This is a genomic window from Guyparkeria sp. SCN-R1 (assembly GCF_003932495.1).
GTDB lineage: Bacteria > Pseudomonadota > Gammaproteobacteria > Halothiobacillales > Halothiobacillaceae > Guyparkeria.
On sequence record NZ_QZMT01000055.1, the window covers coordinates 1 to 364 of the forward strand.

Genomic DNA, 364 nt, shown 5'->3' on the forward strand with positions numbered 1-364 from the left:
TTTCGTGCGGCGTATATCCCGCCAAGGCGGTGGTCGGCGAGGTGGTCCCGGTCAGCGCGGCGGTCTGGCGTGAAGGCCACGAGGCCGTCGCAGCGACGCTGGTCGTGCGCTACCTCGGAGTGCGTTACCCACACCTCACCGACAGACCCCGGGCCAGGGTGCTTCCGACGCCGAGCGAGCCCCAACAACGCGTCAAGCCGCTGCTGATCCCGATGACGAGCGGCCAGGAGCCCTTCGTTTTCCACGGCCAGTTCACCCCCGACCGGGTCGGATTGTGGACCTTCCGGGTGGATGGTTGGGGTGACCCGATCCACACCTGGCGCCATGGGCTGATAGCCAAGCTAGATGCCGGCCAGGGAGAGAC

1 protein-coding gene is annotated in these 364 nt (G+C 67.6%); it reads left to right on the forward strand.

Annotation, left to right across the window (positions count from 1 at the left end; genetic code table 11):
• A partial coding sequence (locus tag D5687_RS11145) for a maltotransferase domain-containing protein (protein ID WP_125199832.1) occupies positions 1-364 on the forward strand: 364 nt, incomplete at both ends.